Source organism: Streptomyces sp. NPDC052042 (genome assembly GCF_044548345.1).
Lineage (GTDB): Bacteria > Actinomycetota > Actinomycetes > Streptomycetales > Streptomycetaceae > Streptomyces.
This window is the reverse complement of the sequence record NZ_JBIUBU010000026.1, coordinates 1-21,489: the sequence shown is the minus strand read 5'-3', so window position 1 is coordinate 21,489 and position 21,489 is coordinate 1. Positions and strand designations below refer to the sequence as shown.

The following is a 21,489-nucleotide window of genomic DNA, read 5'->3' as shown; positions in this document are numbered from 1 at the left end:
GCCCCGGACAGGACCGCGCAACAAGGCATCGGGACACCACCAGAGCCCCAGTCATCCGGGGCCCGGTACCCGGCAACGGATGTCCAGCGCTCGGTGTCCGGGGCCGGGCACCCGGGTGACCACGCCGGGTGCCGCGGTGCCGAGGTATCACAGTGCCGAGGACCGAAACGCGGTGAACGCCCCGAGGGGCATCCGGCAGCGCGCCGGATGCCCCTCGGGGCGTTCAAGGCAGAGATCAGCGAGGATCACTGCATACACCCGGTCATCCCGGGTACAGTGGCAAACGCGTTAACACGAGAACAAGAAATCTCCACAGGGTGTGCCGGGAAGTCTGGTCGGCAAGTGCAACAACCATGCCATCGCCGCCTTACCGACCCGGAGGTCTCCCCTCATGGCCGCGCCCGCTCCCACACCTTCGCCCCGTCGTACCGTCCTGGGACGGTTGCCCCTTCCCGAGCGGAACTACCTCACGGACGCGCTGCGCACCGAAACGGTCGGCGGGATGATCCTGCTGGTCGCGGCCGTGGCTGCGCTGGTGTGGGCGAACGCCTTCGGCTCCCATTACGCGGCCGTCAGCGACTTCCACTTCGGCCCCTCCTCGCTGGGCCTCAATCTCTCCGTCGGGCACTGGGCGGCGGACGGACTGCTGGCGATCTTCTTCTTCGTCGCGGGCGTCGAACTCAAGCGGGAACTCGTCGCGGGCGAACTGCGCGATCCCAAGGCAGCCGCCCTCCCGGTCGTCGCGGCGCTGTGCGGCATGGCCGTCCCGGCCGTCGTCTACACGGTCGTGGCCCTGACCGGCGGGGGTTCCACCGACGGCTGGGCCGTCCCCACAGCCACCGACATCGCCTTCGCGCTCGCCGTCCTCGCGGTCATCGGCACCTCGCTGCCGAACGCGCTGCGCGCCTTCCTGCTGACGCTCGCCGTCGTCGACGACCTCCTCGCGATCCTGATCATCGCCGTCTTCTTCACCGAGAAGATCAACTTCATGGCGCTGACCGGCGCCTTCGTCGGCCTCGCCGTGTTCTACCTGCTGCTGCGCGCCAAGGTGCGCGGCTGGTACGTCTACGTACCGCTCGCCGTGGCCATCTGGGGCCTGATGTACAACAGCGGGATCCACGCGACCATCGCCGGCGTCGCCATGGGGCTGATGCTGCGCTGCACCCGGCACGACGACGAGTCGCACTCCCCCGGCGAGCGCATCGAACATTTGATACGCCCCATTTCGGCCGGTGTCGCCGTCCCGCTGTTCGCCCTCTTCTCCGCAGGGGTGTCCCTCTCCGGCGGGGCGCTGGCGAACGTCTTCACCCGCCCCGAGACGCTCGGGGTCGTCCTCGGGCTCGTCGTCGGCAAGACGATCGGCATCTTCGGCGGCACATGGCTGGTCACCCGCTTCACCCGGGCGGAACTGAACAAGGACCTGGCCTGGGCGGACATCTTCGCGGTCGCGTCACTCGCCGGCATCGGCTTCACCGTCTCTCTGCTCATCGGCGAACTGGCCTTCGTCGGCGACGACGGCACGATCAACGAGGTCAAGGCCGCCGTGCTGATCGGCTCCCTGACCGCCGCGGTGTTCTCCGGAATCCTGCTCAGGCTCCGTGTACGCAAGTACCGCATGCTGCACGAGGCCGAGGAACTCGACGAGGACGCGAACGGCGTGCCCGACGTCTACGAGCAGGACGATCCGGAGTACCACCTGCGAATGGCCGCGATCCATGAGACGAAGGCGGCCGAACATCGACGTCTTGCCCGACTGGCGGGGGCAGCGAGCAGCAAGCCGGACAGTCCGGCATGATCTGACACCAGATGTGTTGCGCAGGAGAGCAGAAGTAGGGAGTCAGGGATGAGCGACCCAGGCAACATCGCGGACAACGCCGACCGCAGTCTCGGACAGCTGGTCGCCACGGCGACGGCCGAGATGTCCGCACTGGTGCACGACGAGATCGCCCTGGCCAAGGCAGAGGTACGCCAGGACGTCAAGCGTGGGGTCACCGGAAGTCTGGTGATCATCATCGCGGGAGTGCTGGTTCTGTTCGCGTTCCCGGTATTGAGCTTCGCTGCGGCGTACGGAATCCACAACCTGGGGCTCGGGCTGGCCTGGTCATTCCTGATCGTGGGGGTCGCGTTCGTGGTCCTGGGCGGGCTGCTCGCGTGGTTCGCCGTCGCCAAGTTCAAGCAGGTGAAGCCGCCGGAGAAGTCCATCGCCTCGGCCAAGCAGACGGCGGCGGTGCTACAGGGCGTCAAGCCGCATCCGCGCCCCAGCGTCCCGGGAGCGTCTCATCCGGCCGTCACGGGCAGCACCCGGGCCGACAAGGCTCTGGAAGCGGCTCCGGCACAGGACGAGGCGTCACCTGTGGCACGCTCGACCACATGATGGTCCCTGATTCCAGTGCGCCCGACCCGATGGGCCCGAAGAGCCCGACAGGCCAGGACGGCACCCCCGGCATGTCCGGTCGGCCCGACCCGGCCGGTGCCGGGGGGCCCGTGCGCCTCGACGGACCGTGGACCCACCGTGATGTAGCGGCCAACGGCGCTCGCTTCCATATCGCCGAACTCGGCGAGGGGCCGCTCGTGCTGCTGCTGCACGGCTTCCCGCAGTTCTGGTGGACCTGGCGGCATCAGCTCACCGCGCTGGCCGACGCCGGATATCGCGCCGTGGCGATGGATCTGCGGGGCGTCGGTGGCAGTGACCGCACGCCCCGGGGGTACGACCCCGCCAATCTCGCGCTCGACGTCACCGGGGTGATCCGCTCGCTCGGTGAGCCGGACGCGGCGCTGGTCGGCCATGACCTGGGCGGCTACCTCGCGTGGACGGCCGCCGTGATGCGGCCGAAGCTGGTGCGCCGTCTCGCGGTCTCCTCGATGCCGCATCCGCGCCGCTGGCGCTCCTCGATGCTCTCGGACTTCGCACAGTCGCGCGCGGGCTCGTACGTGTGGGGTTTTCAGCGTCCGTGGGTGCCGGAACGTCAGCTCGCCGCAGATGACGCGGCGTTGGTGGGCAGGCTGATCCGCGACTGGACCGGCCCCCGCACCCCGGGCTTCCCCGACGACGCGACGCTCGATGTCTACCGGCGCGCGATGTGCATCCCGTCGACCGCGCACTGCTCGATCGAGCCGTACCGGTGGATGGTGCGTTCTCTGGCTCGCCCGGACGGGATCCAGTTCAACCGGCGCATGAAACTGCCGGTGCGCGTCCCCACTCTGCATCTGCACGGCTCACTCGATCCGGCGATCCGTACGCGGAGCGCGGCGGGGTCCGGCGAGTACGTCGAAGCGCCGTACCGCTGGCGACTTTTCGACGGTCTGGGGCACTTCCCGCACGAGGAGGACCCGGACGGGTTCTCAGCCGAACTCATCAACTGGCTCAAGGACTCCGAGCCCGACCGGTAGCCGCACGCGCACGCTTGTCCGACGAACAGCCAAATGCCCGGTGCATAGGCCGATTGGCTGACGGACAGGCGGTTACCGACCATGAGGCACGGGCAGACGTCGAGGTATGGGCTGGACGCACGACTTCGGTGACGCAGCACGCAACCGTCGCTCGACCGCCACGGCGGATCCGGGCAATCACGAGAGGGGCGGCCCCCAGGGCCGGGTGCACGACAGGCGTGTGGTGCACGATCCCCGGCTCGGCATTCCGCGTATCCTGCGCCGCCGGGCCCGCTGGGTTTCGGCGCGACTGCGCCATCCCCGCGGATGACACCCGGCCGTATGGACGACACCCTCGCGCCCGGCCGATGGCCTGCCACGCGGATGACGTGTCTCCGAACGGATGGCGCGCTGTCCCGTGACGGACGCACCCCCTTCACGGGTGGTCCAAGCCCGCGCAGATGATGCCTGCCCCCACGGGTACTGTACGCCTCCGCAGATGACGGACGTCCGCGCGGTGGCGTGCCGTCGCGCGGACGACGCGAGCCGGTGAGCGCTTCCGGTCACAGCTCTCGCCGGTACCCCTCCCGGCCCATGCCCCTCCAGCACCAGTGCCGTGACCGGCGCTGATGGCCCGGAAGGAACGTCGTCCGGTGCGTGCGATCGCAAGGCGGCCTGAGGCGCTCGGACGGGGTCTCCCACGCTCGAACGAAGCCGAGAGCCCGGGGAAGGGCTACGTGGGCTTTTGGCCAACGCGCCGAGCCACGAGGTCCCCCTGCCCGAGTGGAGCCGAGAGCCCGGGAAGTGCCGGGCGGCGCGACGGGGCAGACGTCACCGGGACAGCCCTTAGAGAGCGCAGCCCTGACTGTCGACCTGCTGGTTGGCGGAGCGGCCGTGCTCGATGTCCTGGCGGATCTCGTCGGCGGTCAGCGCGTACCCCGTGTCGGGGTCGTCGAGCGACTTCGCGAACACGACTCCGTACACCTTGCCGTCGGGCGTCAGCAGCGGTCCGCCCGAGTTGCCCTGCCGGACGGTCGCGTAGAGCGAGTAGACGTCGCGGCGGACGGTGCCGCGGCGGTAGATGTCCGGGCCGTTGGCGTCGATACGGCCCCGGACCCGTGCGGCGCGTACGTCGTACGAGCCGTTCTCCGGGAAGCCCGCGACAATGGCGCTGTCCCCGCTCCGGGCGTCGTGGCCGACGTCGGTGAACTGCAACGGCTTCGCGTCGAGGTCCGGTACGTCGAGCACGGCGATATCGCGCCGCCAGTCGTAGAGGACGACCTTCGCGTCGTACAGCCGGCCCTGGCCGCCGATCTGCACGGTCGGCTCCCCGACACCGCCGACGACGTGGGCGTTGGTCATCACACGACGGTCGGCGAAGACGAACCCGGTGCCTTCGAGGACCTTGCCGCAGCTCGGGGCCGTACCGACGACCTTGACGATGGAGCGCTGGGCGCGGACCGCGACGGGACTGTTACTGAGCGCCGGGTCCGGGGCCTTGACCTCCGTGATCGGCTCGTTGGCGAAGGGGCTGAAGACCTGCGGGAAGCCGTTCTGGGCGAGCACCGAGGAGAAGTCCGCGAACCAGGTGGAGGCCTGCACGGGCATCACCCGCGAGATGCCGAGCAGGACCGATGAGCTCCGGACCTCCTTGCCCAGGGTCGGCAGGGTGGTACCGGCCAGCGCCGAACCGATCAGCCAGGCGACCAGCAGCATCGCGACCACGTTGACCAGGGCGCCTCCGGTGGCGTCGAGGGCGCGCGCCGGTGACCACGTGATGTACCGGCGGAGCCTGTTCCCGAGGTGGGTGGTAAACGCCTGTCCCACCGAGGCACACACGATCACGATGACGACCGCGACGACCGCCGCCGTCGAGGAGACCTCGGAGCCGTCCGTCAACTGGTCCCACAGGATCGGCAGCAGATAGACGGCGACGAGACCGCCGCCCAGAAACCCGATCACCGACAGGATGCCGACGACGAACCCCTGTCGATAGCCGATGACAGCGAACCACACGGCGCCGGCCAGCAGCAGGATGTCCAGCACGTTCACCGTCTATAGCCTCACAGATTCGTCACCGGGCCCGTTCGTTCGGCTGGATCCGGCCGGGACCGGACAGCACAGCACGGAGTCAGCCTGTCATGCGCGCCAGTCGAGCGGCACCTGCTTGGCCGTGTCCCACGGCCGCTCCCAGCCCGCGAAGTGGAGGATCCGGTCGATCACTCCCGCCGTGAAGCCCCACACCAGGGCGGATTCGACCAGGAATGCCGGACCGAAGTGGCCGCTCGGATGCACCGACGTCGCGCGATTGGCCGGATCAGTGAGATCCGACACGGGGACGGTGAAGACCCGGGCGGTCTCACCTGGATCGACGACCCCGACCGGGCTCGGCGACCGCCACCAGCCCAGGACCGGCGTCACGACGAAGCGGCTCACGGGAATGTAGAGCCGGGGCAGCACACCGAAGAGCTGCACCCCGCACGGATCGAGACCGGTCTCCTCCTGTGCCTCCCGCAACGCCGCCCTGAGCGGCCCGGCCGTCGCCGGGTCGCCGTCCTCCGGGTCCAGGGAGCCGCCGGGGAAGGAGGGCTGCCCGGCATGGGAGCGCAGGCTTCCGGCTCGCTCCATGAGAAGCAGCTCGGGCCCGCGCTCGCCCTCGCCGAACAGTACGAGGACGGCGGACTGGCGCCCGTCGCCGTTCTCGGGCGGCAGGAAGCGGCTGAGCTGGCGCGGCTCGACGGCCCGCGCGGCATGGGCCACCGGTGCGAGCCACTCGGGCAGGCCCTCCGCCGTCACGGTGAGGGACTCGGGCAGGCCCTCCGCCGCCATGGTGAAGGAGGAGACCTGCCCCGCACCCGCCGCGGTCGTGGCGGGTGCGGCCCGGCTGCTCGCCACGCCGTTCGCCGCAGCGGGCCGTCCGCCATCCACGCTGCGCCGCTGGTCCGTACTCCGCTGCCGGTCCGGACTCTGCCGGTCCGGACTCTGCCAGTGATCCGTGCTCTGCTCTCGCGTCTTCATGGGCACCCCTCGTCTCACAACGCCTGGCGTCACGCATTTCGTTCCGGGACGAACGCCGGTACGTCAGCGGGCCCCCGGGCCGGGAGCGGGTTTGCCCGGGTAGTCCGCCGGAGGGCGCAGCCGCTGACCAGGCTGGCCGCCCATCTCGTACTTGAGCAACTTCCTGGCCTTTTCCGGATCCGTCTCGCCCTCTCCGTACGCGGGGCAGAGCGGGGCGATCGGGCAGGCTCCACAGGCAGGCTTGCGGGCGTGGCAGATGCGCCGGCCGTGGAAGATGACCCGGTGCGAGAGCATGGTCCACTCGCTCTTCGGGAAGATCGCGCCGATCTCGGCCTCCACCTTCTCCGGGTCCTCCTGGTCCGTCCACTTCCAGCGACGGACCAGGCGGCCGAAGTGCGTGTCGACGGTGATGCCCGGTACGCCGAACGCGTTCCCCAGGACGACGTTGGCGGTCTTGCGGCCGACCCCGGGCAGCGTGACCAGGTCGGACAGGCGCCCCGGCACCTCGCCTCCGTAGTTGTCCCGGATCGCCGCGGAAAGCCCTATGAGCGACTTGGCCTTGGCCCGGAAGAAACCGGTCGGCCGGACGATCTCCTCCAGTTCCTCCGGAACAGCCGCGGCCATGTCCTCCGGCGTGGGGTAGGCGGCGAAGACCGCAGGGGTGGTCTGGTTGACCCTCAGGTCGGTGGTCTGGGCGGAGAGGACCGTGGCGACAAGGAGCTCGAACGGGTTCGTGAAGTCCAGCTCGGGGTGGGCGTAAGGGTAGAGCTCGGCGAGTTCGCGGTTGATCCTGCGGGCGCGGCGGACCATCGCGAGGCGTGATTCGGGTTTCGCGGCGGCCTTCGTGCCGGTCCTCGCACCGGCCTTCGCACGGTCCTTCACGTCGGCCCTCGCACCGTCCTTCGCGCTCTTCGCGGCTTCCGACGCCTTCGCGGGCTTCACGGCTTGCGCACTCTTCGCGCCCTTCACAGGTTCCGAGCCCCTCGCCCCCTTGGCTGCTTTGGCACTCTTGGTGACCTTCACACCCTCTGCGCCCTTCACGCCCTTCACGCTGACACTCCCCGACTGCGCGACTTCTGAGCCTTTTGTTCCGTTTTGCGAGCGGCTCCAAGCTTGTTCGCCCATAGCGGAATCACGGTCTTCCGACATCCCACCAGCCCCCTTGGCCTGCGCTCTCACCGGCGATTTGGACACCCGGCCAGCCTAGAGCCACGCGACGGCATACGCCCCGGTCATTGCGTACACACCCCCGATCAGCCCCCTGCCGCACTGTTCGGCACGCCCGTGCGTCAAACTGGTTTGTGATTGATCGCACTGTTTTGCCGTCCGGCATGATGGGGACCAGGGTTTCCTGAACAGGCCGACAAGGAGAGAACTCGTGGACGATGTTCTGCGGCGCGCCCCGCTTTTCGCGGCGCTCGATGACGAGCAGGCCGCGGAGCTCCGCGCCTCGATGAGTGAGGTGACCCTCGCACGCGGCGACGCGCTCTTCCACGAGGGTGATCCGGGCGACCGCCTCTACGTGGTCACCGAGGGCAAGGTGAAGCTCCACCGCACCTCCCCGGACGGGCGCGAGAACATGCTGGCCGTCCTCGGCCCCGGAGAGCTCATCGGCGAGCTCTCCCTCTTCGACCCGGGCCCGCGCACCGCGACCGCGACCGCGCTGACCGAGGTCAAGCTCCTCGGCCTCGGACACAGTGACCTCCAGCCCTGGCTGAACGCCCGCCCCGAGGTGGCCTCCGCCCTGCTGCGTGCCGTGGCACGCCGACTCCGCAAGACCAACGACCAGATGTCCGACCTGGTCTTCTCGGACGTGCCCGGCCGTGTCGCCCGTGCGCTCCTGGACCTCTCGCGGCGCTTCGGTGTGCAGTCCGAGGAAGGCATCCACGTCGTCCACGACCTGACCCAGGAAGAGCTGGCCCAGCTGGTCGGCGCCTCCCGCGAGACGGTCAACAAGGCGCTCGCGGACTTCGCGGGACGCGGCTGGCTGCGTCTGGAGGCGCGCGCCGTGATCCTGCTCGACGTGGAGCGCCTGGCGAAGCGCTCCCGCTGAGCGCGCCCCGACTTCACAACGCCGTGCGCCGACGGCACCACCGACCACGCACGGGGAACTGAGCACACGGGCGGCTGAGCACGCGAGCCGCGGAGAGCGAGAGCCCGGCCGCCTGGCCGAAGGAGCGGCCTACCGCACGGCCGGCTGACCGCTGCCGCGGCTGCGCCCACCGCCAAGGGCGGGGGTCGTCTCGGGTGCCGGTCGGCAGATCGGTATCCCAGTGCCGGTCGGCAGATCGGTATCCCGGCATGCCTTCCGACGCACCGTCCGGGCATCCCGCCGCCGTACGCGCGCCTACAGCAATCCGCGTTCGTCCAGGTATTCCAGTTGCGCCCTCACGGAGAGTTCCGCCGCGGGCCACAGGGAGCGGTCCACGTCCGCGTACACGTGCGCCACCAGTTCGGCCGGCGCCCGGTACCCGGCTTCGACCGCCGTCTCCACCTGGGCCAGCCGGTGCACACGGTGCGCAAGGTAGAAGTCGATCGCGCCCTGCGCGTCCTCCAGCACCGGACCGTGCCCCGGCAGCACGGTGTGGACGCCGTCGTCGACGGTCAGCGAGCGCAGTCTGCGCAGCGAGTCGAGGTAGTCACCGAGCCTTCCGTCGGGGTGCGCGACGACTGTGGTGCCGCGCCCGAGCACCGTGTCCCCGGTCAGGACCGCCCGGTCGGCGGGCAGGTGGAAGGAGAGCGAGTCCGCGGTGTGCCCGGGCGTCGGTACGACGCGCAGTTCCAGGCCCCCGGTGGTGATCACGCCTCCCGCCGTGAGGCCCTCGCCGCCGAGGCGGAGCGCCGGGTCCAGGGCACGCACCTCGGTACGGGTCAGCTCGGCGAAGCGTGCCGCACCCTCCGCGTGGTCGGGGTGTCCGTGGGTGAGCAGGGTGAGTGCGATGCGGCGGCCGGCCCGTTCGGCGGCGTCGATGACCGCCCGCAGGTGCGTGTCGTCCAGCGGCCCGGGGTCGATGACGACGGCGAGGTCGGAGTCGGGCTCCGCGACGATCCAGGTGTTGGTGCCGTCCAGCGTCATGGGCGAGGCGTTGGGGGCGAGGACGTTGACGGCGCGGGAGGTCGCGGGCCCGGAGACGACCCCGCCCCGTGGCTGCCCGGGCAGCGCTGCCGCGTCGCTCATGCCGGCTCACCTCCCGTACGGCCACCCGTGGCGTCCCCCGAGCCGCCTGCCGTGCCGCCTGTTTCGTTCCCCGAACCGCTTACCGTACCGCCCGCGGCTGCCGGCCCGCTGATGGCCGGCCCGCTGGTGGCCGACCCGCTCGGGATGTGCTTCGTGAACTCGCCGTGGCCCGGCCAGCTCAGCACCAGTGCGTCGTCCTCCAGCTCCGCCCGTGCGAGGACGGGCGTGAGGTCCTGGGCATCCGCGGCTTTCAGGGCCTCGGCAGCCGTGTCGTACAGCCTGAGTGCCCGCAGCGTGGACACGGTCGGCGGCATCATCAGCAGCTCGCCCCTGTCGTAGCCGTCGGCCGCGTCGCCGGGGCGGATCCACACCGCGCGGTCGGCCTCCGTGGAGACGTTGCGGGTGCGCTGGCCTTCGGGCAGCGCGGCGACGAAGAACCAGGTGTCGTAGCGGCGGGGCTCGAACTCGGGAGTGATCCAGCGCGCCCAGGCGCCCAGCAGATCGGAGCGCAGCACGAGTCCACGCCGGTCCAGGAACTCCGCGAAGGACAGTTCGCGGGCGACCAGCGCCGCACGGTCGGTCTCCCAGTCGGCGCCCGTGGTGTCGGCGACGACGGTGTCGGCGGTCGGGCCCGCGAGGAGGACGCCCGCCTCCTCGTACGTCTCGCGGACCGCCGCGCAGACGATGGCCCGGGCCTCGGCCGGGGTCGCGATGCCGAGCCGCTCGGCCCAGCTCTCCAGCGACGGTCCCGCCCAGCCGACGAGCCGGTCGTCGTCCCGCGGGTCGACGCCTCCGCCCGGATAGGCGTACGCGCCGCCGGCGAAGGCCATGGAGGCCGGGCGGCGCAGCATGTGGACGGCAAGCCCCTCCCGGGGACCGGCGTCAGGACCTTCCCGACCGCCGACGGCGGGATCCACACGGTCGGAACGGTCCGTACCGCCGACGGGGTCCGTACCGCGAGCAGTCGCTGTGCCGCCGGTAGTCGCCGTGCCATCAGCGGTCACCGTGCCACCGACAGGGGTGGTGGCGACGACAGGGGCCGTACCGATGACAGGGTCCCGGAGCAGCATCACGGTCGCGGCCCGCCTCGGCGTCGCCGGCGTCAGTTCACCTGCGGCGAGCGCCCGGATCCGGTCGGGCCATTCCGGTGGATACCACTGACCATTCGACATGGCCGGAGGCTATCCGGAACCGCGCCGATGTTCGAGAGCCGACCTGATCCGTACATGCCGTATACATACATACCTCGCACCGGCCCGGACACGGTCCGCGACCGCTCCGTACGCGCCTTCCGCCACGGGGTCCCCACGTGATGCCCGTACATGTGATCCCGTCCGGTCGTGTCGACCGGACGGGATCAGGGACTGCGACGGCGAACGCCGGCGGAACGTACGCACGGGCGTACGTGGACCCCGCCGCGCACCGCACGGGTGGGACGGGCCGGCGCCTCAGCCCTCGGCCAGTTCGACCTGGACCTCGACCTCCACCGGCGCGTCCAACGGCAGCACCGCGACGCCCACCGCGCTGCGCGCATGCACGCCCTTGTCACCGAGGACCTCGCCCAGCAGCTCGCTGGCCCCGTTGATCACGGCGGGCTGCCCGGTGAAGTCGGACGCCGAGGCGACGAAGCCCACGACCTTCACCACCCGGGCGATCCGGTCCAGATCACCGGCGACGGACTTCACGGCGGCCAGCGCGTTGAGCGCACAGGTCCTGGCCAGCTCCTTGGCCTCGTCGGGCGTGACCTCCGCACCCACCTTGCCGGTGACCGCGAGCTTGCCGTCCACCATCGGCAGCTGGCCGGACGTGTACACATACACCCCCGACCTCACAGCCGGCTGGTACGAGGCCAGCGGCGGCACCACGTCCGGCAGGGTGAGCCCGAGCTCGGCGAGCTTCGCTTCGACGACGCCCGCCACTACGCCTTCTCCCGCTTCAGGTAGGCCACGAGCTGCTCGGGGTTGTTCGGTCCGGGAACAACCTGGACCAGCTCCCAGCCGTCCTCGCCCCAGGTGTCCAGAATCTGCTTGGTCGCGTGCACGAGCAGAGGCACGGTCGCGTATTCCCACTTGGTCATGGCCCGACTGTAATGCCTGTGTAATCCCTGGCACGCGCAGCCTCGTGCGTAGCCTGCGACCCGACTGGTTAGGCTCGAATACGTGAGCAGGTTCCAGGTCGTCAGCGGCAAGGGTGGTACCGGCAAGACCACGGTCGCCGCCGCCCTCGCGCTCGCCCTCGCGGCCGAGGGCAGGCGCACCCTCCTCGTCGAGGTCGAGGGCAGGCAGGGCATTGCCCAGCTCTTCGAGACGGAGTCGCTTCCGTACGAGGAGCGCAAAATCGCCGTCGCCCCAGGCGGCGGCGAGGTGTACGCCCTGGCGATCGACGCGGAACGCGCCCTGCTCGACTACCTCCAGATGTTCTACAAGCTCGGCAGCGCCGGCCGGGCGCTCAAGAAGCTCGGGGCGATCGACTTCGCCACCACGATCGCGCCCGGCGTGCGCGATGTGCTGCTGACCGGCAAGGCGTGCGAGGCCGTACGCCGCAAGGACAAGCAGAACCGGTACGTCTACGACTACGTGGTCATGGACGCCCCGCCCACCGGGCGCGTCACCCGCTTCCTCAACGTGAACGACGAGGTGGCCGGGCTGGCCCGGATCGGCCCGATACACAACCAGGCACAAGCCGTGATGCGGGTGCTGAAGTCCCCCGAGACCGCGGTCCACCTGGTGACGCTCCTGGAGGAGATGCCGGTCCAGGAGACCGCGGACGGCATCGCCGAGCTGCGGGCCGCCGAACTCCCGGTCGGCCGGGTCATCGTGAACATGGTGCGACCCCACCTGCTGGACGAGGACGCGCTGCGCACAGCCGCGCGCGGCCGCCGCAAGGAGATCGCCAAGACACTGACCCGCGCGGGTGTGACGGGTTCCGCCGGGCTCGTGCGCCCCTTGGTGGAGCAGGCCGCCGAACACGCCCAGCGGGTCGAGCTGGAGCGCGAGCAGCGCGCGGTGCTCGCGGGGCTGGGACTTCCGAAGTACGAACTCCCCTTGATCGGTGAGGGAATGGATCCGGCGGGGCTCTACGACCTGGCTGCCGCACTCTGCGAGCAGGGCGCGGCCGACGAAACGATCGAAGAGCCGGGAGCCGGACCCGGACATCGGGCCGGGCGAGGGACGGGCGCATGAGACAGGTCACAGACGCGGACACGGCCACCCCCGCACACGGCACCCGGGCCGGCGCACACGGCTCCCCGGCTCGCAGGCACAGCGCCCCCAAGCGCACCCAGGGCACGCCCTCGGGCGCCTCGTCGGCAGACGATGCGCCGTCCCCGGACGCCGCATCGGCGGACACGTGGTCCACGGGCTCCTCTCCCGTGCATCCACCTGTCCCCGCCCCCGTGCTGGACACCGACGCGCTGCTCGACGACCCCGGCATCCGGATCATCGTGTGCTGCGGATCGGGCGGGGTCGGCAAGACCACCACCGCCGCGGCCCTCGGCGTACGGGCGGCCGAACACGGCCGCAAGGTCGTCGTCCTCACCATCGACCCCGCCCGCAGACTCGCCCAGTCCATGGGCATCGACTCGCTGGACAACGTCCCGCGCCGGGTCCCCGGCATCGAAGGCGAGGGCGCCGGCGAACTGCACGCCATGATGCTCGACATGAAGCGGACCTTCGACGAGATCGTGGAGGCCCACGCCGACCCCGAACGGGCCCGCGCGATCCTGGAGAACCCCTTCTACCAGTCCCTGTCGGCCGGCTTCGCGGGCACGCAGGAGTACATGGCGATGGAGAAGCTCGGCCAGTTGCGCGCGCGCGACGAGTGGGACCTGATCATCGTCGACACCCCGCCGTCCCGCTCCGCACTGGACTTCCTGGACGCGCCGAAGCGGCTCGGCTCGTTCCTGGACGGAAAGTTCATCAAACTGCTGATGGCCCCGGCGAAGGTGGGCGGCCGGGCCGGGATGAAGTTCCTCAACGTCGGTATGTCGATGATGACCGGCACCCTCGGCAAGCTGCTCGGCGGCCAGTTCCTGCGCGACGTACAGACCTTCGTCGCGGCGATGGACACCATGTTCGGCGGATTCCGTACCCGGGCCGACGCCACGTACAAGCTGCTGCAGGCGCCCGGTACGGCGTTTCTCGTCGTCGCGACGCCGGAGCGGGACGCACTGCGTGAGGCCGCGTACTTCGTGGAACGGCTGGCCGCGGAGGACATGCCGCTGGCCGGTCTGGTGCTCAACCGCGTCCACGACAGCGAGGCCGCCCGGCTCTCCGCCGAACACGCCCTGGCGGCTGCGGAAAATCTCGACGCGATCGGCATTGTGGATCAGAAGGAAGGGAAGGCTGCACTTCGTGACCCGGCCAACTGGTCGGTCGTCGCCTCTCCCGAGACCACCCCCGCGGCCGATCCCAGCGAGCACGAGAAAACCGAAGCCCAGGATCCACAGGACTCAGCCGAACACGGCGGGCTGGGAACAGCCTCGACGCCCCCGGCCTCACCCAAAACCCCGACCTCACGGGAAACCCCGACCTCATCGGACGCGGGTCCGAACGACCCAGGCCCGGACGACCTAGACCCGGACGATCCGGTTCCGGACGGCGCGTCAGGCCCGGACGGCGGGAATCCGCGCCACGCGGACGCGGAAGGCTCAGATCCGGAGTCGGCCCCCGAGCTCGCGCCCTCGGCCGCACTCGCTTCCGCGCCCCCGCACACCCTCGCGCCCCCGGACGCCGCGACACCTCGGGACGGCTCCATGACCCCGAACGCGCCGACAAGCCCCGAGACGCACGACGCCACGTCCATCTCCGCCTCCGCCTCCGCCTCCGCCTCCATCGAGCAGCTGACGGCGGCCCTGCTGCGGTTGCACGCGGAGCGCATGCAGGTGGTAGCGCGCGAGCAGCGCACGCGCGACAGCTTCACCGTCTTGCATCCCGAGGTGGCCGTGACCGAAGTGACCGCGCTGCCCGGTGATGTGCACGACCTCGCGGGCCTCCGCTCCATCGGGGACCGGCTCGCAGCCGGACCGGCCGGAGATCTCGCGGCCGAATCGGCCGGGGGCGGAGCTGCTTGACCGGCCGAGAGGCAGGGGCACGCAATAATCCGGAGCCACGCGGCCGCACAACGTCGCACGGCCGTACAAAGCTCGTTTGACCGTCCAGAGCCGCAAGGCCATCAGAGGCACGCGAGCGCCCAAAAGGCACATGACCATCAAAGGCACATGCCGTCCAAGCCCGTGTAACCGTCCTGGCCCGAGCAACGGCCCGGAGCCCGTGAACATCCAGGCCCGCAGCCGTCCGGAGCCCGGGCCCCCTCCGGAGCCGGGGCCGATCGCGGCCGGGCTGCGTGTTTAACCGGGCGGGGCATCAGATAGGCCGCCCGTCGCCCGTGGGCGGTCCGCTTCACCGCCTCTTCCCGCCTCACCCCACTGCGGCGTACCTCTCGTGCAGTTCGTCGTCGTCCAGACCGATCGCCACGGGAAGGATGCCTCCCGTGGACTGCTCGTACTCGCTGCGCGCGGTCTCCAGCAGCCGACGCCAGGACGTGACGGTGGGCCGCCTGCGCAGCAACGCGCGGCGCTCCCGCTCCGTCATCCCGCCCCACACGCCGAATTCGACGCGGTTGTCCAGCGCGTCGGCCAGGCATTCGGTCCGCACCGGGCATCCGGTGCACACCGCCTTGGCCCTGTTCTGCGCTGCTCCTTGTACGAACAGTTCATCCGGATCGGTAGTGCGGCAGGCTGCCTGCGCACTCCAGTCGGTTACCCAGCCCATCACGGCGCCGTCCTCTCCCGAATCGAGGCTCCCCCACGGCGGTAGCGGCATATTCACCGCTGCCAGTTGAGGACGTTACGGAAGGTGGCGACAGCACAACACCCCCTTCGGGCCCAATCTTGAATGGCCCGAACGGACTATGCGTATGCGGCAGATCACCCAGGGGAGTGAGGTGAAGACATACGCCAATAACCCCTAAGAATCAGGACAGTTCTCCCAGATCGCAACGGACTTTCAATGACACACGCGGCTAATTCGGAAGCGCCCTGGCTCTTGGCCGGATCTCGCACGGGGGTTGATGCGGAACCGGTCTGCTGTGACAGTTGAGTGCAGCTTAGGCCAAGGCATATACGCGTGTCCGGCGAATGAGAACGTAGGCTGCCCCCATGCCAAAGAAGCGCTCGGGCGGGGGTCTCTCGACGACCCAGCAGGCCGCCAAGTTCCTCGGTGTCGCCGCGCTCTCCGGAGTCGTGCTCGCGGGCATCACGCTGCCGGCCGCCGGAGCCCTGGGGCTCGCCACCAAGGGCACGGTCGAGGGATTCGACGAGATCCCGGCCAATCTCCAGACCCCGCCGCTGAGTCAGCGCACCACGATCCTGGACAGCAAGGGCGGACTGATCGCCTCCGTGTACTCGCGCGACCGCACGGTGGTGAAGCTGAAGGACATCTCGCCGTACATGCAACAGGCGATCGTGGCGATCGAGGACGCCCGCTTCTACGAGCACGGGGCGATCGACCTCAAGGGCATTCTGCGCGCGCTGAACCGCAACGTGCAGAGCGGCGGAACGGCGGAGGGCGCCTCGACTCTCACCCAGCAGTACGTGAAGAACGTCTTCGTCGAGGAGGCGGGCGACGACCCGGACAAGGTCGCGCAGGCCACGCAGCAGACCTTGGGCCGCAAGATCCAGGAGTTGAAGTACGCGATCCAGGTCGAGGAGAAGCTCGGCAAGAAGCGGATCCTGGCGAACTACCTCAACATCACCTTCTTCGGGCAGCAGGCGTACGGCGTCGAGGCCGCCTCCCAGCGGTACTTCTCCAAGTCGGCCAAGGACCTGACGCTGGAGGAGTCCGCGCTGCTGGCCGGGCTCGTGCAGTCGCCGAGCTACTTCGCCCCGGTCAACAACCCGGAGAGGGCGACGAAGCGCCGCAACATCGTGCTCCAGCGGATGGCCGACGTCGGGTCCATCACGCAGGCCGAGGCCGACAAGGCGAAGGCGAACCCGATCAAGCTGAGGGTGAAGAAGCCGAAGAACGGCTGCATCACGGCCGTCAGCGGCGCCGGCTTCTTCTGCGACTACGTGCGCAACGTCTTCCTCACCGACCCGGCCTTCGGCAAGACCAAGGAGGACCGGGCCAAGATCTGGAACCAGGGCGGTCTGACGATCCGCACGACGCTCGACCCGCAGGCCCAGCAGTCGACGCAGAACTCGATCAAGAGCCACGTCTACAAGACGGACAAGGTCGCGACGGCCGTGACGCTGGTCCAGCCCGGCACGGGCAAGATCATGGCGATGGGCCAGTCCAGGCCGTACGGCTTCGGCCCCAACGAGACCCAGTACAACTACTCGGTCGACAAGGCCATGGGCGGCTCGAACTTCGGTTTCCCGACCGGTTCGACGTTCAAGCCGTTCGTAGCCGCAGCCGCCATAGCGCAGGGCAAGCCCGCCACCCAGGTCTACTCGTCGCCGTACGAGATGCCCTACCCCGGGGTACAGACGTGCGACAGGCCGTACGTGAACGTGAACGGCGAGCGGGTGCCGAACGAGAACAAGTCGGAGGTCGGCCCCTATGCCCTGAAGGAGGCCATGGCGAAGTCGGTCAACACCTACTTCATCCAGATGGTGGAGGACATCGGCCTCTGCCCCGTGACCCAGCTGACCGACAAGCTCGGCGTGGCTCAGGGCAACGGTGAAAAGCTCCCACAGACCCCCGCCATCGCCCTCGGCTCGGAGGGGGTCTCGCCGCTGACCATGGCCAGCGCCTACGCCGCCTTCGCCAACCGCGGCACGTTCTGCACGCCGATCGCCATCGAGTCGGTGACGAAGGCGAACGGCGCCTCGCTGCGGGTACCGAAGTCCAGCTGCACCCAGGCCTTGGCCCCGAACGTGGCCGACACCGTCAACTCCCTGCTGCGCGGCGTGATCGACTCCGGTACGGGCCAGCAGGCGGGCCTCGGCAGCCGCGACAGCGCGGGCAAGACCGGTACGACCGACGCCCGCAAGAACGCCTGGTTCGTCGGTTACACCCCGAACATGTCCGGCGCGGTCTGGGTCGGCGGCCCGTCCCAGGACATCGAGATGGTGAACATCAACATCGGCGGCGTGTACCAGGCCAAGGTGTACGGCGGACAGGTCCCCGGACCGATCTGGCGTGACGCGATGACGGGCGCCCTCAACGGACTGCCCTCCCCCTCCTTCAACACCGTCGACATCCCGGACCCGGCGAAGGAAGACGACCGGGACCACAACGCGGACCGGCCGGACACCGGGAAGGACCGGCCCGACCGGCCCGGCCGGCCAGACCACCGTGGAAGGCCCGGCGGACGGCCCGACGGCGGGAACCCGTTCCCCGGCATCAGCATCCCGCCGGGCCCAGGCAACGGGGACGAAGGCAACCACAACGGCAGGACGCAGGGGCACTGATCCCGCACACGACGAAGGTGGGGCTCCCCGACCGCGACCGGTCGGGAAGCTCCACCTTCATCCGTCGTGCCGCCCTCCACACGTACGGCGCGATGCGGCGTACTGCGCGGACCCGCGCCCCGCCCACACCTGCCGGTACCTGCACCTGCCTGCCATGCCGACCCGCCGGCCGTACGGATTCGCCCCACGGTCCCGCGCCGTGCGTCCGCCCGGACGCCGTACCGTACGCAGCCCGCACGGGGACACCTGGCCGCGTGCCGTATTCCCTACGGGGCGCCTCGTCGCGTGCCGCACTCCGCACCGGGGCCCTCGCCTCATGTCGCGCACCCGCAGGCACCCACTGTCGGGGGCGGCACCGCTGACGCGCTCCGTGCCGGGCACCTCGCTGCTGCCGGACGCAGCCGGACTCCGCTGCCGGACGCCGCGCTCCCGCCCTACGGTTGCCGTCGGGGCTCGCCCGCTGCCGCGCGCTCAGCGCGGCGGGGACTCAGCCCGCCAGGAGCTTCTTCACCGCGGCAGCCACCCGGCCGCCGTCCGCCCGCCCCGCGACCTCGGGGGTCACGATCTTCATCACGGCACCCATGGCCCGCGGCCCCTCGGCCCCGGCCGCCTTCGCCTCCTCGACACCGGACGCCACGATCGCGGCCAGCTCATCGTCGCTCAGTTGCTTCGGCAGGTAGGCGTCGAGGACCTCGCCCTCCGCCCTCTCGCGCTCGGCCTGCTCGGTCCGGCCGCCCTGGGCGAACGCCTCGGCTGCCTCACGGCGCTTCTTCGCCTCCTTGGCGATCACCTTCTGCACCTCGTCGTCGGAGAGTTCGCGCGCCGACTCGCCGCTGACCTCCTCCTTCGCGATGGCGGTGAGGGTCAGCCGAAGGGTGGACGAGGTCAGCTCGTCACGCGCCTTGATGGCCGTGGTGAGGTCTTCCTTGAGCTTGGACTTGAGCGTGGTCATGTGCTGATTGTGGCAGGTACACGGCCTCCGACGCCCGCTGGTTTCTCCCGGATTCCCGCAGGTTCCCCCGAGCCGCCGCATTCCCGCGCCTGCTCCTGTCCCACTGCCGTCGCCCTCTCTCGCCGCACCCGTGCCCCGCTGCCGCCCCCTCTACCCCACAGGCGTACCCCGCCGCTGTCGCCCCTCCCGCCACGCCCCTGCCCCGCTGCCGCCGCCTTCCCGAGCGCGGCATCATGTCTGCGACGATGGACCCATGCGTGCACGCTACGGACTCCCCCTGAAAATCACGGCAGTCGGCGCGGCGATCGGGGTGACCGGCCTCGCCTACGCCGCGGGATTCGAGGCCCGCTCGTTCCGCCTGCGGCGGGTCACCATCCCCGTACTCCCCGCCGGCGCACGCCCGTTGCGTGTACTGCAGGTCTCCGACATCCACATGGTCAGCGGCCAGCGCAAGAAGCGCGCCTGGCTGCAGTCGCTCGCCGGGCTGCGTCCCGACTTCGTCGTCAACACCGGCGACAATCTCTCCGACCCCGAGGCCGTGCCCGAGCTGCTCGACGCCCTCGGCCCGCTGATGGGCTTCCCGGGCGTGTACGTCTTCGGCTCCAACGACTACTACGGCCCCAAGCTCCGCAACCCTGCCCGCTACCTCGTGGAAAAGGTCCAGGGCAGGCACGGTCTCAACGGGAACGCCCCCGCGGTCGGCGTCGTCCACAACCCGTGGGAGCCCATGCGCGACGCCTTCGACGAGGCGGGCTGGCTCGGCCTGTCCAACACCCGCGGCCGACTCAAGATCGACGGCCTGGACATCGCCTTCACCGGCCTCGACGACCCGCACATCAAGCGCGACCGCTACGCGGAGGTGGCGGGCGGCCCCGAAACGGGCGCCGACCTCTCCATCGGCGTCGTCCACGCCCCCTACCTGCGCTCCCTGGACGCCTTCACCCGGGACGGTTACCCCCTGGTCCTCGCCGGTCACACCCATGGCGGTCAGCTCTGCATCCCGTTCTACGGCGCCCTGGTCACCAACTGCGACCTGGACACGGACCGGGTCAAGGGCCTCTCCTCCCACTCCGCCGGGGGCCACCGCTCCTACCTCCATGTCTCCGCGGGCTGCGGCACCAACCGCTACACCCCGGTCCGCTTCGCCTGCCCCCCGGAGGCCACCCTCCTGACCCTGACCCCCCGTGCCTGACCCCCGGCTCCCCGGGCCCGGAACCCGCTGTCAGCCCCGGGCCCGGCTGCGTCGACGCCCCGGCCCCGTGAGCAGCACATAAACCGGATTTCGTCTGCGGGCTCGGGTGGGCTAAAGTAATCGATGTCGCCGGGCGATCGGAGACAATCGGGGTGTAGCGCAGCTTGGCAGCGCGCTTCGTTCGGGACGAAGAGGTCGTGGGTTCAAATCCCGCCACCCCGACAGCCGAAACACCAGGTCAGGGGCCTGATCCGCTTAGCGGGTCAGGCCCCTGACTCGTTTCTGGGGCCGTCTTGGGAGCCGAGTTCAGAATCTGGCTCCCATCCCTCCCCACTGCGGCGCCGGCACACCGCAAGAAAGCCGCCGAGCACGAGAGGAAATGAAGTGCGCCACGGCCTGAGCCAGCAGCGAGATCACTCGCGGACAGGGCCTTGATGACTGACCGACGCCGTGACGTTCTTCGCTCCAGCTCCTTGGCAGCGCTCGGCCTCATACGAGCAGGAGGTCGGCGGTACCCGCTGCTCGGAACTTCCTCCGTCCTGTCCCTGCAACAGGAGCACGAGAAGTGTCACGACGACGGCCCTCACGGTGACGGGCGTCGCCAGTCCCTTCCACTTGTAGACCGCGTAAGCGGCCAGCAGACCGACCAAGAGCAAGAGAACACCGACCAAGAGCAAGAGAACGAGGTCCAGGTCGACGTGCCGGGTATCCATCCCTGTGCCCTTCGGCTTGGGCCTTCTCGCCGCACTTTCCAAACGGGGGCGATCAGGCTCTGCTCGTAGGCCCCTGAGCGGAAATGCTAGGAGCCCCGCACCCCAAAGGCTCGCGAAGTTCACCGCCGCATCCTGGCCGACATGATCGGGTGTCTTTCGCAGGCGGCAGGAGCCTGTCGGCGACCGGCGCTTGCGACAGTGGTCGTGTGGTGTCTGCAGATTTGACCGAGCACGGCGTCGTCCTGAGAGATGTCTACGGGTGGCCAGGGTGGGTGATCGAGGTTGATATCGATTGGCGAACGCGGAGCGCCAGGAAGGTTCGAGACATCGCGCCACCGCGCACCCGGCGCCATGCCCGGCGTCCATGCGACGACCCTGAGCTGGTAGAGCGGATCAAGAAAACCGCCGAGGCGTCTTTTGAGGCACCCCGCAGTGGAATCTGGCTTGTCTCACTGGGCCTTCCCTCACCCCACGGGAAGAGGAAGGGCGGGGTGAGACTGCGTGCCGAGATCATCGCAACGCTGTACGGGTGCGCGCTGCGCCTAGGGCTCTCTCCTAGTACTCCAGTGCGGTTTCGTGATCTATTCAGCGGTTTCGTCGGCGGTTCGCCGTCGGTAGTGGCTGTGTCTGGCTGTTGCCTGGTGGCGTCTGCGC

General features: G+C 69.8%; 19 protein-coding genes and 1 tRNA gene. 10 read left to right on the top strand and 10 right to left on the bottom strand.

Annotated features, from left to right (window positions below; genetic code table 11):
* Window positions 1-391 precede the first annotated feature (391 nt).
* The 4 genes from nhaA to ACIHCL_RS30410 all read left to right on the top strand — a co-directional run bounded on the left by nhaA (window position 392) and on the right by ACIHCL_RS30410 (window position 3,700).
* On the top strand, window positions 392-1,795 hold the full coding sequence (nhaA, locus tag ACIHCL_RS30425; RefSeq protein WP_399866967.1) for a Na+/H+ antiporter NhaA: 1,404 nt from the start codon (window positions 392-394) through the stop codon (window positions 1,793-1,795).
* Between the two features lie 48 nt (window positions 1,796-1,843).
* Window positions 1,844-2,374, top strand: coding sequence for a phage holin family protein (locus ACIHCL_RS30420; protein ID WP_399866966.1), 531 nt, complete (start codon window positions 1,844-1,846; stop codon window positions 2,372-2,374).
* Entirely contained in the window at window positions 2,371-3,390 is a 1,020-nt protein-coding gene (locus ACIHCL_RS30415; protein WP_399866963.1) for an alpha/beta fold hydrolase, read from the top strand. The genes ACIHCL_RS30420 and ACIHCL_RS30415 overlap by 4 nt, the downstream gene beginning before the upstream one ends.
* Window positions 3,391-3,496: 106 nt before the next feature.
* The gene (locus ACIHCL_RS30410; protein WP_399866961.1) at window positions 3,497-3,700 is read left to right on the top strand and encodes a hypothetical protein; all 204 of its coding nucleotides are present in this window, start codon (window positions 3,497-3,499) and stop codon (window positions 3,698-3,700) included.
* Between the two features lie 515 nt (window positions 3,701-4,215).
* On the opposite strand, the gene ACIHCL_RS30405 is transcribed toward ACIHCL_RS30410, so the two are convergent.
* The 3 genes from ACIHCL_RS30405 to nth all read right to left on the bottom strand — a co-directional run bounded on the left by ACIHCL_RS30405 (window position 4,216) and on the right by nth (window position 7,428).
* Window positions 4,216-5,421, bottom strand: coding sequence for a MarP family serine protease (locus ACIHCL_RS30405; protein WP_399866959.1), 1,206 nt, complete (start codon window positions 5,419-5,421; stop codon window positions 4,216-4,218).
* A gap of 87 nt (window positions 5,422-5,508) precedes the next feature.
* Window positions 5,509-6,198, bottom strand: coding sequence for an NUDIX hydrolase (locus ACIHCL_RS30400; RefSeq protein ID WP_399867072.1), 690 nt, complete (start codon window positions 6,196-6,198; stop codon window positions 5,509-5,511).
* A 252-nt stretch (window positions 6,199-6,450) separates the two neighbouring features.
* Window positions 6,451-7,428, bottom strand: a complete 978-nt coding sequence (gene nth / locus ACIHCL_RS30395) for an endonuclease III (RefSeq protein ID WP_399866956.1) — start codon at window positions 7,426-7,428, stop codon at window positions 6,451-6,453.
* Between the two features lie 337 nt (window positions 7,429-7,765).
* Between nth and ACIHCL_RS30390 the strand changes: the two genes are divergently transcribed.
* The gene (locus tag ACIHCL_RS30390) at window positions 7,766-8,440 is read left to right on the top strand and encodes a Crp/Fnr family transcriptional regulator (RefSeq protein WP_362625549.1); all 675 of its coding nucleotides are present in this window, start codon (window positions 7,766-7,768) and stop codon (window positions 8,438-8,440) included.
* A 294-nt stretch (window positions 8,441-8,734) separates the two neighbouring features.
* Here the strand turns inward: ACIHCL_RS30390 and ACIHCL_RS30385 are convergent, their stop codons facing one another.
* The 4 genes from ACIHCL_RS30385 to ACIHCL_RS30370 form a co-directional block, all read right to left on the bottom strand.
* Complete coding sequence (locus ACIHCL_RS30385) at window positions 8,735-9,565, bottom strand: MBL fold metallo-hydrolase (RefSeq protein ID WP_399866953.1); 831 nt, start codon at window positions 9,563-9,565, stop codon at window positions 8,735-8,737.
* Window positions 9,562-10,737, bottom strand: a complete 1,176-nt coding sequence (locus ACIHCL_RS30380) for an NUDIX hydrolase (protein WP_399866950.1) — start codon at window positions 10,735-10,737, stop codon at window positions 9,562-9,564. The genes ACIHCL_RS30385 and ACIHCL_RS30380 overlap by 4 nt, the downstream gene beginning before the upstream one ends.
* Before the next feature lie 276 nt (window positions 10,738-11,013).
* Window positions 11,014-11,484 (bottom strand): RidA family protein, encoded by a 471-nt coding sequence (locus ACIHCL_RS30375; protein ID WP_399866948.1) that lies wholly within the window; start codon window positions 11,482-11,484, stop codon window positions 11,014-11,016.
* Complete coding sequence (locus tag ACIHCL_RS30370; RefSeq protein ID WP_003967454.1) at window positions 11,484-11,642, bottom strand: DUF4177 domain-containing protein; 159 nt, start codon at window positions 11,640-11,642, stop codon at window positions 11,484-11,486. The genes ACIHCL_RS30375 and ACIHCL_RS30370 overlap by 1 nt, the downstream gene beginning before the upstream one ends.
* Before the next feature lie 82 nt (window positions 11,643-11,724).
* Here ACIHCL_RS30370 and ACIHCL_RS30365 point away from each other — a divergent pair, with 82 nt between their 5' ends.
* Complete coding sequence (locus ACIHCL_RS30365) at window positions 11,725-12,747, top strand: ArsA family ATPase (RefSeq protein WP_399866947.1); 1,023 nt, start codon at window positions 11,725-11,727, stop codon at window positions 12,745-12,747.
* Window positions 12,744-14,636, top strand: a complete 1,893-nt coding sequence (locus ACIHCL_RS30360; protein ID WP_399866944.1) for an ArsA family ATPase — start codon at window positions 12,744-12,746, stop codon at window positions 14,634-14,636. Before ACIHCL_RS30365 ends, ACIHCL_RS30360 begins: the two co-directional genes overlap by 4 nt.
* A 346-nt stretch (window positions 14,637-14,982) precedes the next feature.
* On the opposite strand, the gene ACIHCL_RS30355 is transcribed toward ACIHCL_RS30360, so the two are convergent.
* Entirely contained in the window at window positions 14,983-15,336 is a 354-nt protein-coding gene (locus ACIHCL_RS30355; RefSeq protein WP_199883305.1) for a WhiB family transcriptional regulator, read from the bottom strand.
* Between the two features lie 386 nt (window positions 15,337-15,722).
* Between ACIHCL_RS30355 and ACIHCL_RS30350 the strand changes: the two genes are divergently transcribed.
* Complete coding sequence (locus ACIHCL_RS30350) at window positions 15,723-17,978, top strand: transglycosylase domain-containing protein (protein WP_399866942.1); 2,256 nt, start codon at window positions 15,723-15,725, stop codon at window positions 17,976-17,978.
* Between the two features lie 487 nt (window positions 17,979-18,465).
* Here the strand turns inward: ACIHCL_RS30350 and ACIHCL_RS30345 are convergent, their stop codons facing one another.
* Complete coding sequence (locus ACIHCL_RS30345) at window positions 18,466-18,930, bottom strand: GatB/YqeY domain-containing protein (protein ID WP_399866941.1); 465 nt, start codon at window positions 18,928-18,930, stop codon at window positions 18,466-18,468.
* Window positions 18,931-19,183: 253 nt separating this feature from the next.
* Here ACIHCL_RS30345 and ACIHCL_RS30340 point away from each other — a divergent pair, with 253 nt between their 5' ends.
* Together ACIHCL_RS30340 and ACIHCL_RS30335 are read left to right on the top strand one after the other, a co-directional pair.
* Window positions 19,184-20,122: a metallophosphoesterase gene (locus tag ACIHCL_RS30340; RefSeq protein WP_399866938.1), complete on the top strand. Its 939-nt coding sequence runs from the start codon at window positions 19,184-19,186 to the stop codon at window positions 20,120-20,122.
* Between the two features lie 148 nt (window positions 20,123-20,270).
* Window positions 20,271-20,344: transfer RNA gene (locus ACIHCL_RS30335), tRNA-Pro, on the top strand.
* A gap of 191 nt (window positions 20,345-20,535) precedes the next feature.
* Here the strand turns inward: ACIHCL_RS30335 and ACIHCL_RS30330 are convergent.
* Complete coding sequence (locus ACIHCL_RS30330) at window positions 20,536-20,835, bottom strand: hypothetical protein (protein ID WP_399866937.1); 300 nt, start codon at window positions 20,833-20,835, stop codon at window positions 20,536-20,538.
* Window positions 20,836-21,489: the final 654 nt, after the last annotated feature.

Bases quoted from the DNA above. Each gene is read 5' to 3' on its own strand.
- ACIHCL_RS30340 (WP_399866938.1), top strand. From the start codon at position 19,184: ATGCGTGCACGCTACGGACTCCCCCTGAAAATCACGGCAGTCGGCGCG.
- nhaA (WP_399866967.1), top strand. From the start codon at position 392: ATGGCCGCGCCCGCTCCCACACCTTCGCCCCGTCGTACCGTCCTGGGA.
- ACIHCL_RS30355 (WP_199883305.1), bottom strand. From the start codon at position 15,336: ATGGGCTGGGTAACCGACTGGAGTGCGCAGGCAGCCTGCCGCACTACC.
- ACIHCL_RS30400 (WP_399867072.1), bottom strand. From the start codon at position 6,198: ATGGCGGCGGAGGGCCTGCCCGAGTCCCTCACCGTGACGGCGGAGGGC.
- ACIHCL_RS30360 (WP_399866944.1), top strand. From the start codon at position 12,744: ATGAGACAGGTCACAGACGCGGACACGGCCACCCCCGCACACGGCACC.
- ACIHCL_RS30380 (WP_399866950.1), bottom strand. From the start codon at position 10,737: ATGTCGAATGGTCAGTGGTATCCACCGGAATGGCCCGACCGGATCCGG.
- ACIHCL_RS30415 (WP_399866963.1), top strand. From the start codon at position 2,371: ATGATGGTCCCTGATTCCAGTGCGCCCGACCCGATGGGCCCGAAGAGC.
- ACIHCL_RS30420 (WP_399866966.1), top strand. From the start codon at position 1,844: ATGAGCGACCCAGGCAACATCGCGGACAACGCCGACCGCAGTCTCGGA.
- ACIHCL_RS30350 (WP_399866942.1), top strand. From the start codon at position 15,723: ATGCCAAAGAAGCGCTCGGGCGGGGGTCTCTCGACGACCCAGCAGGCC.
- ACIHCL_RS30370 (WP_003967454.1), bottom strand. From the start codon at position 11,642: ATGACCAAGTGGGAATACGCGACCGTGCCTCTGCTCGTGCACGCGACC.
- ACIHCL_RS30345 (WP_399866941.1), bottom strand. From the start codon at position 18,930: ATGACCACGCTCAAGTCCAAGCTCAAGGAAGACCTCACCACGGCCATC.
- ACIHCL_RS30330 (WP_399866937.1), bottom strand. From the start codon at position 20,835: ATGGATACCCGGCACGTCGACCTGGACCTCGTTCTCTTGCTCTTGGTC.
- ACIHCL_RS30410 (WP_399866961.1), top strand. From the start codon at position 3,497: ATGGGCTGGACGCACGACTTCGGTGACGCAGCACGCAACCGTCGCTCG.
- ACIHCL_RS30385 (WP_399866953.1), bottom strand. From the start codon at position 9,565: ATGAGCGACGCGGCAGCGCTGCCCGGGCAGCCACGGGGCGGGGTCGTC.